Source organism: Labrenzia sp. THAF187b (genome assembly GCF_009363375.1).
GTDB lineage: Bacteria > Pseudomonadota > Alphaproteobacteria > Rhizobiales > Stappiaceae > Roseibium > Roseibium algicola.
This window is the reverse complement of record NZ_CP045344.1, coordinates 2,869,062-2,884,402: the sequence shown is the minus strand read 5'-3', so window position 1 is coordinate 2,884,402 and position 15,341 is coordinate 2,869,062. Positions and strand designations below refer to the sequence as shown.

General features: G+C 61.1%; 13 protein-coding genes. 6 read left to right on the top strand and 7 right to left on the bottom strand.

Annotated features, from left to right (window positions below; translation table 11 throughout):
* The 5 genes from FIV03_RS13130 to FIV03_RS13110 form a co-directional block, all read right to left on the bottom strand.
* Entirely contained in the window at positions 1-1,113 is a 1,113-nt protein-coding gene (locus tag FIV03_RS13130) for an HD domain-containing phosphohydrolase (RefSeq protein ID WP_152509857.1), read from the bottom strand.
* Positions 1,114-1,221: 108 nt separating this feature from the next.
* Positions 1,222-2,466: a CCA tRNA nucleotidyltransferase gene (locus tag FIV03_RS13125; RefSeq protein WP_152509856.1), complete on the bottom strand. Its 1,245-nt coding sequence runs from the start codon at positions 2,464-2,466 to the stop codon at positions 1,222-1,224.
* A 4-nt stretch (positions 2,467-2,470) separates the two neighbouring features.
* Positions 2,471-2,731, bottom strand: a complete 261-nt coding sequence (locus FIV03_RS13120) for a DUF6111 family protein (protein WP_055655939.1) — start codon at positions 2,729-2,731, stop codon at positions 2,471-2,473.
* The gene (locus FIV03_RS13115; protein WP_152509855.1) at positions 2,731-3,381 is read right to left on the bottom strand and encodes a CoA pyrophosphatase; all 651 of its coding nucleotides are present in this window, start codon (positions 3,379-3,381) and stop codon (positions 2,731-2,733) included. Before FIV03_RS13115 ends, FIV03_RS13120 begins: the two co-directional genes overlap by 1 nt.
* A gap of 39 nt (positions 3,382-3,420) precedes the next feature.
* On the bottom strand, positions 3,421-3,972 hold the full coding sequence (locus FIV03_RS13110) for a DUF1285 domain-containing protein (RefSeq protein ID WP_286202307.1): 552 nt from the start codon (positions 3,970-3,972) through the stop codon (positions 3,421-3,423).
* A gap of 338 nt (positions 3,973-4,310) precedes the next feature.
* Here FIV03_RS13110 and FIV03_RS13105 point away from each other — a divergent pair, with 338 nt between their 5' ends.
* The 4 genes from FIV03_RS13105 to FIV03_RS13090 are packed head-to-tail and all read left to right on the top strand — an operon-like array spanning position 4,311 to position 11,207.
* On the top strand, positions 4,311-5,330 hold the full coding sequence (locus FIV03_RS13105) for a MoxR family ATPase (RefSeq protein WP_022998136.1): 1,020 nt from the start codon (positions 4,311-4,313) through the stop codon (positions 5,328-5,330).
* A 34-nt stretch (positions 5,331-5,364) separates the two neighbouring features.
* Positions 5,365-6,300 carry a DUF58 domain-containing protein gene (locus tag FIV03_RS13100; protein WP_022998137.1) on the top strand — a complete coding sequence of 312 codons (936 nt, stop codon included), beginning with the start codon at positions 5,365-5,367 and terminating at the stop codon, positions 6,298-6,300.
* A gap of 3 nt (positions 6,301-6,303) precedes the next feature.
* A complete protein-coding gene (locus FIV03_RS13095) occupies positions 6,304-9,123 on the top strand; it encodes a DUF4159 domain-containing protein (protein ID WP_152509853.1) in 2,820 nt (939 codons plus the stop codon).
* Positions 9,124-9,131: 8 nt separating this feature from the next.
* Positions 9,132-11,207 (top strand): hypothetical protein, encoded by a 2,076-nt coding sequence (locus FIV03_RS13090; protein WP_152509852.1) that lies wholly within the window; start codon positions 9,132-9,134, stop codon positions 11,205-11,207.
* A 236-nt stretch (positions 11,208-11,443) separates the two neighbouring features.
* Here the strand turns inward: FIV03_RS13090 and FIV03_RS13085 are convergent, their stop codons facing one another.
* Positions 11,444-11,956 carry an N-acetyltransferase gene (locus FIV03_RS13085; RefSeq protein WP_152509851.1) on the bottom strand — a complete coding sequence of 171 codons (513 nt, stop codon included), beginning with the start codon at positions 11,954-11,956 and terminating at the stop codon, positions 11,444-11,446.
* A gap of 376 nt (positions 11,957-12,332) precedes the next feature.
* Between FIV03_RS13085 and FIV03_RS13080 the strand changes: the two genes are divergently transcribed.
* Entirely contained in the window at positions 12,333-13,307 is a 975-nt protein-coding gene (locus tag FIV03_RS13080) for a glutathione S-transferase family protein (protein WP_152509850.1), read from the top strand.
* Between the two features lie 76 nt (positions 13,308-13,383).
* Here FIV03_RS13080 and FIV03_RS13075 read toward each other — a convergent pair whose 3' ends face one another.
* A complete protein-coding gene (locus FIV03_RS13075) occupies positions 13,384-13,836 on the bottom strand; it encodes an NUDIX domain-containing protein (RefSeq protein WP_286202290.1) in 453 nt (150 codons plus the stop codon).
* Between the two features lie 564 nt (positions 13,837-14,400).
* Between FIV03_RS13075 and FIV03_RS13070 the strand changes: the two genes are divergently transcribed.
* On the top strand, positions 14,401-15,339 hold the full coding sequence (locus FIV03_RS13070; protein WP_152509848.1) for a metallophosphoesterase: 939 nt from the start codon (positions 14,401-14,403) through the stop codon (positions 15,337-15,339).
* Positions 15,340-15,341: the final 2 nt, after the last annotated feature.

Genomic DNA, 15,341 nt, shown 5'->3' with positions numbered 1-15,341 from the left:
TCAGAAGGCCGAAGTGCCCTTCACCTTCTGAGGCTGCCGGCTGACTTCACCGAAATCCCGATCGAGGACCATCTGGGCGAATTGCTTCAGCATGACCTGATCGAGTTTCTTGCCCATCTCCAGCATGACGCCAATGGCGGCGCGAACCGGCATGCCATCCTTGTAGGACCGCGTCTCGGTAAGCGCGGTGAATATGTCGCAAATGGTCATCAGGCGGACTTTTGGCGAGATCCTGTCTCCCTTCAGCCCATCGGGATAACCTGATCCATCCAGAAATTCGTGATGCTGGATGGCCATCTTCTTGATGTCGACCGACACTTCGAGCCGCGGTTTCAGAATCTCGCGACCGAACATGGGATGTTTGTCGATAATGGCGCGCTCGGCGTCCGTCAGCTTGTTGGCCTTGTCCAGGATGGTCAGCGGGATGCGCATCTTGCCGATGTCATGCAGCAGACCGCCGGCAATCACTTCCTGGCAATCCGCCTTGCTCCAGCCGAGATGCCTCGCAAAAGCCCCGGCGAGCCCGGCCACCATCAGGGAATGACAATAGGTTCCGCTGTGGTGAGATTGCACGGCTTCCAGCCAGGGTGAAAGCCCGTCGAGTGACAGCGACGACAGGATCTCCGCCGCCCCCTCGTTCATCAGGCTGATCTGGATGTTGGACCCTTCCGTTGCAGACAGCGCGATGCTTTCCAGGAAGGAGTTGCCTTTCCTGTAGGCCTCAAGTGTCTTCGCCGGAAGTCCCTTTGGAACGTTGGCAAGCGGGTCGTCGGGAATGATTGCCTTGAGTTTGCGCACCAGAATTGCCAGTGGCGTGTCACGCTCCATGATGTCGGTCTTGCCGAGTGCTGCCGCCTGGATCACCTCACGCCGGTTCTTCTTGGACACCAGGCAGATCACCGGGATTTCCGCAATGCTGGCCCAGGATTTCTTCAGCGCGGTCAGCCCCGCATCAGTCGCGTCCAGCAACTCCACAACAGCGACACGGCCATCGCCGACCGTCTTCGCAGACACCTTGGACATGTCGATCAGGCGCGCGGGAAAGAAGAACGGGAGTTTTCTGACCGGAGAATCGAGTGGAAGCGGGCCGTCTGAGATCAGGACAATTTCCATTCATCGCCTCATTGTATTCCGCACACGCCTTCTCACGACAAGTTAACCGGAAAACCCGACCAACAGGAAATCACCATCACGATGTGACGCAATGTCAATAAGATTTCATTAAGTCGCAGCGCCTGCCCGCGTCAGCAAATCCTGTTTGGAGAGCGAGAAACCGCTGTCGCGCCAATCGGCCTCCAGAGCCTTGAGACTGTCACCCAACGCGCGCCCGGGTGAGTGCCCGGCTGCAATCAGATCTGCGCCTTTGACCGGGAATTCAGGTACGGCAACTTCCCGCAACCGCTCCAGCAGCCCGCCAAAACTTTCCGTTGGATCTGATCCTTGCGCACGCAAGCCGGCCCAGCGCCCCAAAAGGCCGTCAACCGCGCCCTGGCGGCCGAACTGATACACCAAGTGCTCGGCTTCGGGCAGACCATCGGCCTGGCGAAGACATTTCATCGCCGCCCAGGCGGTCCGCATCCGGTCCCTTTCGGCATTCGACAGCCGAAGCCGGTCGCTAACGCGCTCCACATCCTCGCGCACGAAACCGGCAAGCACCACCAGCCCGAGCTCCGGATCGGTCACATCACTGGCGGTGGCTTCCAGGCTGCGCAGAGCCAGGTAATCGTCGATGCGGGCAAGGCCGCCCGTAGCGATTTCCCAAAGGCCGCAATCGTTCATCATTTTCAGTGCGGATCCGGCCAGCGGCGCACGCAGCAGCCGCCTCATCTCGTGTCCGATACGTTCGGCGGACAGATGCCGCAAGCCGTCCCGCTGGCGCAGGCACGCCCCGAGCCCGTCCGCATCCATCTCTCCGGCACCATAGGCCGCGTAGATCCGGAAGAAACGGAGGATGCGCAGATAGTCTTCCTGTATGCGCTTGTCCGGCTCACCAATGAAACGCACACGCCGGTTCAGACAATCGTCCAGTCCACCAAGCGGATCGTGCAATCGGCCATTGCAGTCGACATAGAGCGCGTTGAGAGTGAAGTCGCGACGTTCGGCGTCGCGCGTCCAGTTCCTGCCGAAAACGACACGGGCCTGACGGCCGAAGGTTTCCATGTCCTCCCGCAGCGTCGTGACCTCGTAGGGATAGCCGTTGCTGACCACCGTCACCGTACCGTGGTCAATGCCCGTTCCAACCGGCTTCAAGCCCGCGGCCAGCGTGCGTTCCATCACCGTTTGGGGCGAGGCAGTCGTTGCGATATCGACGTCGGGAACAGGGTGACCGAGCAAGGTGTTGCGCACGGCTCCACCGACAACGCGGGCTTCGTCGCCGTCCTGCTCGATCGCCGCAAACACCGCCTGAATACCCGGTGTTTTCAGCCAGTCCGCCTGTTGCAGGATCTGATCGGCAGTCGTTGTCATCGCGTTATTCGTACCGGCCCGGAACAAACACCCCATCGCGCATTTCCGACGGCCGCCAATTGGCCCCATCCGGTGCGTGATCGAAGGATGCCATGCCGACCAGACCGGTAATGACCAGAACGAGGCCCACCAGCGTGAGCCACGCCATCGGCTTGGCAGACCAGCGGCCAGGCTCGGTGTTGCGCTTGCTCAGCCACAGCCAGAGTCCGTAGGTGATGAAAGGTAGAAGGAAAAGTAACAGATGCAGTATGAACACACGAACCATCAGCGGTAGACCGTTTCGTACAAGGAGCGGATAATGCCCGCGGTGACGCCCCAGATATAACGTTCTCCGAAGGGCATTGCGTAGAAGTAGCGGCGTTTTCCCTGCCACTCGCGGCTGAGTTTCTGATGGTTCGCGGGATCCATCAAAAAGCCCAATGGCACTTCGAAGACGCTCTCGACCTCACCGGGATTTGGCCGGAAGGCTGCACCGTCTTGAATGGTGCCAACCACCGGAATAACCCGGTATCCCGAACCGGTGAGATAGGGCGCAAGATTGCCGATCAACTCGACGCGCTCCGGAGCAAGGCCGATTTCCTCGTCCGCCTCCCGAAGCGCCGCTTCAACAGGTCCATTGTCGGTCGGATCGATCTTGCCTCCGGGAAGGGCAACCTGTCCGGCATGAGATTTCAGGTGACCGGTTCGCTGCGTCAACACCACATTAGGCCCGTCGCTGCGTTCGACGATACCGATGAGAACGGCCGCATCGCGCGGTGGACCGTCCCACTTTGCATAGGGTCCAAGGTCGGGATTGAGAATGTGGTCACCGGTCTCGCGTTCGATGTCGCGAAGCGCCGCATCATCCAGCCGCGTCCTGAACAGGGAAGTCCAGTGCCCGGAATCCGCAGGTGGTTTGGTCAGGAATGCAGTCATGCAATCGGGGTTTCCGGTCGTACGAAACAGTTCATTCGGTCAGTCCTGAACGCTCAGGAAGGCGGGATCTACCGTAAAGAACCGGCCACCGCTCCAGACCCCCATCCGGGTGCCGTCATCTGTTTCCTGCTCTTCCATAAGATCCGCCAGTTGATACATCAGCGCTCTGGTGAACAAGGCCTCCAGGCGCCCTCTGACGTGAACATAGGGTTTCAAACCGTCGCTGTCCGGTTCTTTTTCAAATCGAAGAGGATGGTCGGCACCGACGGCAACGAGATCACCGAGATTTGTCCGCAGCGTGAGCTGCTGCCCTTGCGCCTCGCCTTCCACCGCCATCTCGACGGCCAGAAGCGGGGCATCCTCCACGGTGATCCCGATCTTCTCGACTGGCGTGACCAGATAATGCCGGCCGTCCTCGTCCTTGCGCAGCACAGAGGCAAACAGCTTCACCAGAGGCATGCGGCCAATCGGCGACCCGAGATAATACCACGTGCCATCACGGGCAATGCGGATGTCCAGATCCCCGCAAAACGGCGGATTCCACTTCTCGACCGGGGGTGGTCCCTTGCCGCCAGTGTCCGCCCGGCTCATCAGTGCCTTTAAACCTTCGGGTAGTGCCCCGTCCGTTTTTGCGGTTGCCTCCGCCATGGATGTTTCGCCCTTGTCGTCGTCATCAAGGTACCGGAATTTTTGACAATTCCGCTACCGCCCGGATCGTCTTCGCCTGCTCCCAGCTTCCCGCAGGCCCGACCTTTTCCCCAAAGCGTGGAAAGATTCTTGGACCTTTCCACTGTATGGCGCACAATTGCGCCTTATCTACTGATTTATATGGTGTCAGACTGCTTGAGTCGCAGCAACAAAGGTCAGGGGTATTGTTAGCCCCAGGGCCGGACAGGCAGTCGAAACGTAGATTGCGGGAAAGGTGATCCATGAGCGTTATTTCTCCCTCCAGCCCAAGCGAAGAAGATCTCGCCGCCGTCGCCGAACAAGCCGAACGCGCCGTCAACCGGATCAGCGATGCCAAGGTCGATATCGCCCGGATCATCTTCGGTCAGGAAAATGTGGTGGAGCAGTCGCTCGTCACCATATTGGCTGGCGGCCACGGCCTTCTTGTCGGTGTGCCCGGCCTTGCCAAGACCAAGCTGGTGGAAACGCTCGGCACCGTTCTGGGCCTCGACGCCCGACGCATCCAGTTCACGCCAGATCTGATGCCGTCCGACATTCTCGGTGCCGAAGTGATGGAACAAGGTGCCGACGGCAGCCGCTCGTTCCGCTTTATTCCCGGTCCGGTTTTCTCTCAGTTGCTGATGGCTGACGAAATCAACCGTGCCAGTCCCCGCACCCAGTCGGCGCTTCTGCAGGCCATGCAGGAGTATCATGTAACCGTCGCCGGGCACCCGCATGACCTTCCGCGCCCCTTCCACGTGCTTGCCACGCAGAACCCGCTCGAACAGGAAGGTACCTATCCGCTGCCTGAAGCCCAGCTCGACCGGTTCCTGATGCAGATCGACGTGCATTACCCGGATCTTGAGGCCGAACGCCGGATCTTGCTGGAAACCACCGGTGCCGATCAGGCCAAGGCCCAGGTAGCCATGCGAGCGGAAGAACTGATGGAGTACCAGCAGCTCGTTCGGCGCATGCCGGTAGGCGAATCCGTGGTGGAAGCAATCCTGAAGCTTGTGCGCTCCGCACGCCCGGACAACAGCTCCGCACCTTCCGATCTCACCAACCTGATCGCCTGGGGCCCGGGACCGCGTGCCAGCCAGGCACTGATGCTGACCGTCAGGGCCCGCGCGCTGGTCGACGGACGTCTCGCACCTTCCGTCGATGACGTCTTGGCTCTTGCCGAACCGGTCCTTCAGCACCGCATGGCGCTGACGTTCGCAGCCAGAGCCGACGGTCACACCGTTCGCGACGTCATTCGACGGGTCAAGGAACTGATCGCCTGATCCCCTCCCCTTAACCAGCCAGGAAGCCGACCGCATGGATTCGAGCAGTACTCAGGGCAGCAACCAGACAGGCATTGATGCCGATACCTGGCCGAACGTCATCGGCGAGGCCCGGTCGGTCGCGGATGCCCTGCCGGATCTGCTGGTCGAGGCAAGCCATGTTGCCAGTTCCATCATCGCCGGCTGGCATGGCCGTCGGCGTGCGGGCCCGGGGGAAAGCTTCTGGCAGTTCCGCCCGTTCAACATGGGCGAACCGGCAAAGCGCATCGACTGGCGCCGTTCCGCACGCGATGATCATCTTTATGTTCGCGAACGCGAATGGGAGGCCGCGCACACGGTGTGGCTCTGGGCAGATCTTTCGCCCTCCATGGTTTTCCGCTCCCGCCTTGCAGGTGTCGCCAAGCGCGACCGCGCCATTGTGCTGATGCTTGCACTTGCCGACATGCTGGCTGAAACAGGCGAACGGATCGGACTGCCAGGCCTGACAAGAGCCTTTTCCGACCGGCGTGCCGCTGAACGTCTCGCCGATGCACTCACCCATCTTTCCAAACCGATCGCCTATCCGGACACCACGGCCGTGCAAAGGTTTGCCGATGTGGTTCTTGTGTCCGATTTCCTGGACCCGATCGAGGAAGTCGCGGCATGGGTTGCCCGCGTTGCCAGCACGGGTGCGCGTGGCCACCTGGTTCAGGTCCTCGATCCGATCGAGGAAACCTTCCCGTTTGATGGAAGGGTCGAATTCACCGATCCGGAAAAGGGGTTTCGGCTGACCGCCGGACGCGCGGAAAAGTGGCGCGAGGATTACCGCAACCGGCTGGAAGCCCACCGCGCGGAAATTCGTGACATCGCAAGGCGTGCCGGCTGGACATATGTCCTGCACCACACCGACCGTCCGGCGTCCGAACCTTTGCTCGTGCTTCACAGTGCCCTGTCCGGTGCGCTGGACGTACTGCCAAAAGGAGGCATCTGACCCGTGTTCGCAGGATTGCCTCTGACATTCACCGTCCCCTGGATCCTGACCGCGCTGGCATTGCTTCCGGTTATCTGGTGGCTGTTGCGCCTGACACCGCCGCGCCCACGCGAAATCCGGTTTCCGCCGACCCGGCTGCTGATCGGCATCGATCAGCATGAGGAAACACCGCAGCGCAGCCCCTGGTGGCTGACACTGCTGCGACTGCTGATGGCAGCCATCCTCATCATTGCCCTGGCCGGACCGATCTGGCGCTCCAGCGAACCGCTTGAAACCGGCGAGGGTGTCCTATGGGTTCTGGTTGACAACGGCTGGACATCCGCAAAGGGATGGACCGCGCAGGTCAATACCGCCGAGCAGATCCTGAGCGAAGCAGAACAGAGCGGTCAGCCAATCCTGTTTGCAGCCTCCGCCGAAGGCCCGGGCCAGAGTTTCACACCGGAGGCAGCAACAACCGCTCTGGAAAAACTGCGTGCACTTGAACCGCGTCCCTATCCGCCGCAGCGCGCCGAGCTCAGCATAGGCCTGCGCAAGGCAGCCCAGGAGACACCGCCTGGTGCCGTGATCTGGCTGTCGGACAACACCAGCACCAAAGGTTCGTTTCTAACCGATCTCGCACAGATTTCCGGCACGGCTCCGATAACGGTCCTGACAGGTCTGGACACGCCCATGGGATTGAAGGACCTCAATAACGACGCCGACGCCCTGTCGTTGACCGTTGTGCGCCACCCGGACCAGAGACTGAGCTCCGCAACACTTCAGGCTCTCGATCTGAAGGGACTTGTCCTTGGCGAAGTGCAAGCGAATTTTGACGCTGGTGCGACCGAAACACAGGCGCGCTTCGAACTGCCAAGTGAATTGCGCAACGATATTGCCCGGGTCGAAGTCACCGGTGAGGCCGCCGCAGGCGCCGTCCAACTGGTGGATGACAGCTGGCGCCGGCGCACGGTCGGACTGATTTCAGGCCAGTCGGGCGATCTGGATCAGCCGCTGCTGTCACCGCTTTATTATCTGGAGCGCGCCCTTGCGCCCTTCTCGGACATACGCCGCCCGCGTGATGCGGATATTGCCGACGCTGTACCTTCGCTGATCGAACAGGGCATTTCCTTGCTGGTTCTGGCCGACGTTGGCCGGTTGCCTGAAACGACGACCGAGACGCTTCGCGACTGGATTGAAAACGGCGGCACGCTTGTCCGCTTCGCTGGCCCGCGGACTGCGGGTGGCAGTGACGATCTCATCCCCGTGCGTTTGCGCGCAGGCGACCGGTCCCTTGGTGGTTCACTCAGCTGGAAACAGCCACAACACCTGGCAGACTTTCCGGAAGGATCGCCCTTCGCTGGCTTGCGGGTTCCGCAGGAAGTTACTGTGACCCGGCAGGTACTGGCCGAGCCGACATCGGATCTGCCTGAACGCACCTGGGCCATGCTCGAAGACGGCACTCCTCTCGTGACGGCGGCTCCCATCGGCGCGGGGTCGATGGTGCTGTTCCACGTCACAGCGGATTCCTCCTGGTCGAACCTGCCGCTGTCTGGCGACTTCCTGAACATGCTGCGGCGGATCCTGTCGGTCTCGAACGTGGCTTCCGCCTCTGAAACCGCCGAAGATGGCACGCCGGCAACGAGCGTGTTGCCGCCCTTGCGCCTGCTGGACGGTTATGGCCGTTTCGGCCCGCCGCCGGTAGAAGTCACGCCCGTGAACGCGTCCGTTTTCCGAGATGCGGAAGCAAGCCGCAGAACACCTCCCGGTCTTTACGGCACGGAAGACGGCTTCCGAGCGCTCAATCTGATGCAGCGGGACGACGAGCTCCTGCCGCTCGACCTCTCGGCGCTGGGCGACCGAACCGTGCAAACTGCCTACCCGACCTCCGATCCCTTTGATCTGAGAGCCCTGTTCTTCACGCTGGCCTTCCTGCTGATGATCCTCGATACGATTGCCGTCTTCCTGCTGGCCGGTGGCCTGAGCCGTCTCGGCTTGCGCAGCCGCACCGCCGCCACGGCTCTTGTTCTGGCTTTCGGTGCAGGCCTCCTCGCCCCTGCCGGCATTGATCAAGCCAGGGCGCAATCGAGCTCGGAAGATCTTCTGGCCTTGGAATCGACCCTGGAAACCCGCCTTGCCTATGTGCTGACGGGTAATCCGGAGATCGACGATGCCAGCTCTGCGGGCCTTTCGGGACTTACCCAGTTCCTGTCGGAACGCACCGCGCTTGAACCTGGAGCACCGATTGCCATCGACATCGAGCGCGACGAACTTGCGTTCTATTCCCTGCTCTACTGGCCGATCGATGCGGCTGCCGACAAACCGAACGATCAGACAATTGCCCGCATAGACACTTTCATGCGCAACGGCGGAACAATCCTGTTCGACACGCGCGATCACATCAATGCCTCGGCCAATGGCTTCGCCTCGACACCGGCAACGCTGAAGCTGCGTGAAATCCTGGAAGACCTGGATGTTCCCCCGCTTGAGCCGGTGCCGCCCGATCACGTTTTGACGAAGGCTTTCTACCTGCTGGATTCGTTCCCGGGACGGTATGCGACCAGCCCGCTCTGGGTGGAGAGCCTGGAAGAAGTTGCCGCCCGGGGCGACCGGCCAGTGCGGGCGGGTGACGGCGTGTCACCGATCCTCATTACCGGCAACGATTTTGCCGCTGCCTGGGCAATCACCGAGGCAGGTGAGTTCATGTATCCGACGGTGCCCAACAATCCCATGCAGCGGGACTACGCCTTCCGTTCCGGGGTCAACATCGTCATGTACAGCCTGACCGGCAACTACAAGGCCGATCAGGTGCACATTCCCGCTCTGCTTGAGCGTTTGGGACAATAGGAGACTAGATGGTCTGGTCACTCGCCTTCGATCCCCTCGTTCCGCTCTGGGCCCTTGTGGCAGGCGGCGTTATCGCTGTTCTTCTCACCGCCTTTTCCGGCTTTCTGAATTTGCGTGGCTGGTTGCTGCGCACCCTGACGATGGCCTTGCTGTTGCTGGCGCTGGCCAACCCCGCTGTTGAGCGGGAAGACAGGGAACCGCTGTCAAGCGTCGTTGCTCTTGTCGTCGACAAGAGCCAGAGCCAACGCCTTTCCGATCGCCAGTCGACAACCGATGAGGCCGTGGAAGAACTGACCCGCCGCATCGGTACCCTTGATGGCTTTGACCTGCGCGTTCTGGAAGCGCGAAACTCCGGTTCGGGTGATGGCACCGAGGCGTTCCAGACCCTGGCAAACGGCCTTGCTGACGTTCCGCCGGATCGGGTTGGTGGTGCGATCATCGTGACCGACGGGCAGATCCACGACATCCCCGGCAACGCAGGCGCCCTGGGGTTCGACGCCCCGGTTCATGGCCTTATCACCGGTACGGTTGATGAACGGGACCGGCGCATCGTACTCGACAAGGCCCCACGGTTCGGCCTGGTCGATTCCGAGCAGATCGTCAGCCTGACCGTCGTCGACCAGGGCCGTGGCACGGGACCTGGCGACCAGGTGCGCCTGACCGTCAAACGCGATGGCGATGTCGTCACCGAACGCACGGCCCGGACAGGCGAGAAGATCGACATTCCGGTTGAAATCGCCCATGGCGGCAACAATATCTTCGAATTCGACGCCGAGCCGCTGACCGACGAACTCACGACACTCAACAACCGGGCCGTTGTGACCATCGACGGCATCCGAGAGAATCTGCGGGTGTTGCTTGTTTCCGGGTCGCCTCATGCCGGTGAACGCACCTGGCGCAACCTTCTGAAGTCCGATGCCTCGGTGGATCTGGTTCACTTCACCATCTTGCGCCCGCCGGAAAAACAGGACGGAACGCCGATCAACCAGCTGTCGCTGATCGCCTTTCCGACCCGGGAACTCTTCTCGGTGAAGATTGACGAATTCGACCTGATCATCTTCGACCGCTACGTGCGCCGCGGCGTTCTACCGATGCTGTATTTCGACAATATCGCCCGCTATGTGCGCGATGGCGGTGCGATGCTGCTGGCCGGCGGTCCCGATTACGCCGAAGGTGGCAGCCTTTACCGTACACCACTGGCGCCGATCCTTCCGGCTCGTCCGACCGGCACCATTCTCGAACAACCCTACCACGCGTCCCTCGCCGACCTCGGCAAGCGCCACCCGGTCACCCGTGGGCTTCCCGGATCCGAACAGGACCCGCCCGCATGGAGCCGCTGGTTCCGCGTGGTCGACACCGAGCTCGACGCCGGCCAGACGCTGATGTCCGGCCCGAGCGACACGCCGCTGCTGGTTCTCAACCGCGAAGGCGAAGGCCGAGTGGCCATGCTGCTGTCCGATCACGTCTGGCTCTGGGCACGTGGTTATGAAGGCGGTGGTCCGCATGTTCCGCTGCTGCGCCGTCTGGCCCACTGGCTGATGAAGGAACCGGATCTGGAAGAAGAAGCGCTGAATGTCTCCATGCGCGGACCGGAACTGGTCATCGAACGCCAGACCCTGGGCGAGACCGTCGGGGAAGTCACGGTTGTCTCGCCGACAGGCGACCGGTCGCAGATCGTTCTGACCGAACAGGAACCAGGCCTGTGGCGTGCCGGCATGCCTGCCGGCGAAACCGGGTTGTTCTCGGTCACCGAAGGCGACATGAGCGCGCTGATCCACGTTGGGCCCCAGAACCCGCGCGAATACACCGACGTTCTGTCCACGACCGAGCCATTGGCACCGCTCAGCGAAGCGACGGGCGGTGCCTCTGAGCGCTTGCGGGATGTGGGCGGAGACCTGACCGTCCCACGCATTGTTTCGATGCGTCCGTCAGCGAGCTACGCCGGCAATGGCTGGCTGGGGCTGAAGGCCACTGAGGCGAGCGTCCTCAACGGCATCGACCGCTATCCGCTGATGATCGGACTGCTTGGTCTTGCGCTCCTGCTGGGTGCCCTGTCCCTGACCTGGTATCGCGAAGGACGGTAGCTTTTGTGCCGACCGCCCTCGCGGCGGTCGGCAATCCGCTTGAGCTAAGTACGAACCGATCTGTTGTGTTTGGGGCCCATCCTTCGAGACAGGCCTTCGGCCTTCCTCAGGATGAGGTCGAAGGGAAGCTACCGGCCTATCAATATTCTCTTCCTCATCCTGAGGAGGCCTCCAGGCCGTCTCGAAGGATGGGCCACACCCACCGTCAACCCGCCCCGCGTCACGCAGAAACAACCTCAGGAAGCGACCGCAGCAGATATCCCGCCGTGCACCATTCCGCTCGGAATGTCGCCGTCATTCAACAGCGCGACGAGGAGCCGCGCCGGGTCGACGGGCCCGGGCAGCGTAATGCGTCCGAACGGGACCTGCTGAAAGCCGAAGGGGCTGTAGTAAGGTGCATCGCCGACCAGCAGCACGACCTTGTCTCCGGCAGCCGCCGCCGCTTCCATTGCCGTGCGCATAAGCGCTTTGCCGAGACCCCGGTTCTTGAAGTCGGGAGATACGGTCAACGGACCGAGCAACAGGGCGTCGGTGTCGCCAATCCTGATCGGTGTCAGTCTGATTGACCCCGCCACCTGCTCACCCGCAAGGCCGACGAAAGAGACATCCGGACGATGCGGGACGCCTTCGCGGATCCGGAAAGCGGTTCGCGCGAACCGGCCGGGGCCGAAAGCTTCGGCCTGCAGATCGTCAATTGCGGAGGTGTCGGTCGCGTCTTCGGGCCGGATGACCCATGTGGTCTGTTTCATTTGGCTGGTTCCAGCAAGCATGCAGTCTTTGGAGAAATGCGCGCCTGCCAGTGCCTGGATAAAACGTAAGGAAGATCCAGGATCAGGTCAGCCGCGACGGTGCGGACGAGAGTTATCTCGTCGGCTGGTTCGTCGTCGAAGCGTAAGACCTGCGGTCATCTATCCCAGTCTCGTTGCGATATCAGCGTGTTCGAAAGCCGATATTTCCAGAAAGAGGAGAAGCGGTTACCACGCAATGGCTGCTTCGGTCCAGCCTTTTTTGTCCGTTCTCACCAGTCCGCTGATTGTTCACCGAGCCGGAACAGAGCATTCAATTGATTGATTTTCCGCCCGTGTGCACAACCTAACCAGACGAAGCACAACAAGGGAGCGCATCATGGGACTGCTGGTCGACGGCGTCTGGAAAGACAAATGGTACGACACGAAATCCACCGGTGGACGCTTCGTCCGCAAGGACGCGGCGTTTCGGAACTGGATCACCGCGGACGGGACTGCCGGCCCCACGGGCAACGGCGGCTTCAAGGCTGAAGCGGATCGCTATCATCTGTTCGTTTCCTTTGCCTGCCCCTGGGCGCACCGCACTCTGGTATTCCGAAAGCTCAAGAAACTGGAAGACCTGATTTCCGTCTCCGCCGTACAGCCGCTCATGCTGGAGAACGGCTGGGAGTTTCCGGAGATCGATCCGCTGACCGGTGCGAAATACGCCTGGCACGTCTACACCAAGGCCGACCCGCACTACAGCGGCCGTGCGACCGTGCCGATCCTTTGGGACAAGCACCAGAACACGATCGTGAGCAACGAGTCTTCCGAGATCATCCGGATGTTCAACTCGGCGTTCAACGACCTGACCGGCTCACACCTTGATTTCTATCCGACTGCCTTGCGCACCGAAATCGACAGTATCAACGAGCGCGTCTATCACGCCGTCAACAACGGTGTTTACAAGTCCGGTTTCGCGACCACACAGGAAGCCTACGAAGAAGCAGTCACGGAACTGTTCAAGGCACTGGACGAGCTGGAAGATCGCCTGTCCCGTCAGCGCTATCTGGTCGGAGACCAGCTGACGGAAGCCGACTGGCGACTGTTCACGACGCTGGTGCGCTTCGACGCGGTTTATGTCGGGCATTTCAAATGCAATATCCGCAGGATCGACGACTATCCGAACCTGTCGAACTACCTGCGGGAGCTTTATCAGGTCCCGGGTGTTGCAGACACGGTCGACATGACAACGATCAAGCAGCACTACTACGGCTCGCATGAGAGTGTGAATCCGACCAGGATCGTCCCTGTCGGGCCTGCCCTGGATTTCACCCACCCTCACGACCGCGAGCGTTTCAAGGCAGCTGCCTGATCAGATACGAAACTTCCAGGTGAGCCGGCTCCGGCTTACCCGGAAGACGACATGACCGACCTGGGGGTGGCAGGCCTCACCACTTGCCGCTTTCCGGTTCGCGGCCGGAGCGAAACTCGTCGAGCCGCCTGGCTGTGGACCGCGTAAGCCCCTCCGGCAGAGCTTCCAGCTCAAAGAATGCCGCCTCCTCGATTTCCGCATTGGGCTGAAGGAAGGTGTCCGCCTGTCTCCACTCGGGCATGTGATAAAGCCCGACATGATCCCGGCCTGTCGCTTCTTGGTTCAGGAAGATATTGAGAAGCTGCGGACGGCTGACCGAGACGACACCTGCTTCTTCCAGAACCTCCCGGCAGGCAGCCTCTTCCATCGTCTCGCCCTTGTCCACGCCCCCACCCGGCAGGTACCAGCCCGTGACATAACTGTGCCGCACCAGAAGGACCCGGCTGTTGCGGTCTTCAACGATCACGCGCACCCCAAGCGTGAACGGGTTTCGGACAAGTCCAATTCCCTGGATCAGGCGTGTGGTCACCGACGTCGGCAAGACTGATAATATCTTCAACATTTTCAGGACGTTACCGGATCCAGAGGGGAAATAAAACTTTTTTAACCCATGCAATCCCCGCAGGGCTGACCCGTGAGAATAACGCTCCTCCTTTGTGCACAGCATGCATATATATCGGGCAAGTTGATGAATTCGAGGGCAGCCCTTCTGACCGCCCTAACCTGAAGGAAAATAAAATGTTGAACGCTCTGTTTGGAAAACGCCGCCGCAACCGCAACAATTACCAGTGGAAGCCGGCTATCGACCTGACCAACCCGCGCATCGTCGCAACCCTAACCACTTTCCCGACCAACTAAGGTCGGTCGAAGGAACCTGTACGGAGAAGACCCATGTTCGGATTCGTGAATGTTGTTGGCGCGACGCTGCGCGAAACCACGCGCTCCGCAGACAATAACACCGAGAAAGCGCCGAAAGCCGCAAAGGCAGTCAAACCGGTCAAGTAACCGGTTTCCCGGCAGTTCCTGAACTCACTTGAAAGCGCCGCGTCATTTCCCCTTGACGCGGCGCTTTTGGTTTTGAAGATGCGCGACCATGTCCACATTCACGCTCGCCCATCTTTCCGACCCCCATCTCGGCCCGCTTCCGGACCCCAAGCTGCTGCAGCTTTTTTCCAAGCGGATCCTTGGTTACCTCAACTGGCGCCGCAACCGGTCGAGGATCATGGGCGGCAGTTATCTCGAACAACTCGTCGATGACATGCAGGCGCAGGCTCCCGACCATATTGCCGTCACCGGCGACCTGGTGAACATCGCCCTGCCCCTGGAAATTTCCGGTGCGCGGACCTGGCTTGAAGAAATCGGCCCGCCGGAGGATGTCTCCGTCGTTCCGGGCAACCACGACGCCTATGTGCCTGGAGCCGTGCGCAGGGCCCGCGCGGCATGGTGGCCGTACATGCGCGGCGATGGCGCAGGCAATGTGCCGTCAAACGGCACCAACTCGGAAGCAACCTTTCCCTATGTGCGCAAGCGGGACGGCATCGCCCTTGTCGGCGTGACGACCGGTCGCGCCAGCGGCCCCTGGTTCGCTACGGGCCGTGTCGGCAGCAAGCAGAGCAAGCGTCTGCGGGCAATTCTGGACGACCTTGGCCAGGATGGTTTCTTCCGCGTGGTGATGCTGCATCACCCGCCGTTCCCTCATGCCACCCGTTGGCACAAGCGCCTGTCGGACGCCTCCAGGGTGCGCGCCGTCGTCAAGAGAGCCGGTGCCGAGCTGATCCTGCACGGCCACACCCATGTCGACAGTTTCGAGCATATCGAGGGACCGGACGGGCTCGTCCCGGTGGTTGGTGTGCCATCTGCCACAAGCGCGCCTGGCGGCAAGAAACCGGCGGCGCGCTACAACCTGTTCCGGATCGAAAAGACAAACGAGGGCTGGTCCTGCCAGATGGAAGAGCACGGCTTTGCCGCGCCAGACGAGCCGGTGAAACTGCTCGCGGAACGAGAAGTCGCCATTCCGGGCAGCAAGCCCTGAGG

Excerpts from the sequence above, each read along its gene's own strand:
- FIV03_RS13110 (WP_286202307.1), bottom strand. The coding sequence starts at position 3,972 with ATGAGCCGGGCGGACACTGGCGGCAAGGGACCACCCCCGGTCGAGAAG.
- FIV03_RS13085 (WP_152509851.1), bottom strand. The coding sequence starts at position 11,956 with ATGAAACAGACCACATGGGTCATCCGGCCCGAAGACGCGACCGACACC.
- FIV03_RS13125 (WP_152509856.1), bottom strand. The coding sequence starts at position 2,466 with ATGACAACGACTGCCGATCAGATCCTGCAACAGGCGGACTGGCTGAAA.
- FIV03_RS13115 (WP_152509855.1), bottom strand. The coding sequence starts at position 3,381 with ATGACTGCATTCCTGACCAAACCACCTGCGGATTCCGGGCACTGGACT.
- FIV03_RS13090 (WP_152509852.1), top strand. The coding sequence starts at position 9,132 with ATGGTCTGGTCACTCGCCTTCGATCCCCTCGTTCCGCTCTGGGCCCTT.
- FIV03_RS13080 (WP_152509850.1), top strand. The coding sequence starts at position 12,333 with ATGGGACTGCTGGTCGACGGCGTCTGGAAAGACAAATGGTACGACACG.
- FIV03_RS13105 (WP_022998136.1), top strand. The coding sequence starts at position 4,311 with ATGAGCGTTATTTCTCCCTCCAGCCCAAGCGAAGAAGATCTCGCCGCC.
- FIV03_RS13120 (WP_055655939.1), bottom strand. The coding sequence starts at position 2,731 with ATGGTTCGTGTGTTCATACTGCATCTGTTACTTTTCCTTCTACCTTTC.
- FIV03_RS13100 (WP_022998137.1), top strand. The coding sequence starts at position 5,365 with ATGGATTCGAGCAGTACTCAGGGCAGCAACCAGACAGGCATTGATGCC.
- FIV03_RS13070 (WP_152509848.1), top strand. The coding sequence starts at position 14,401 with ATGTCCACATTCACGCTCGCCCATCTTTCCGACCCCCATCTCGGCCCG.
- FIV03_RS13130 (WP_152509857.1), bottom strand. The coding sequence starts at position 1,113 with ATGGAAATTGTCCTGATCTCAGACGGCCCGCTTCCACTCGATTCTCCG.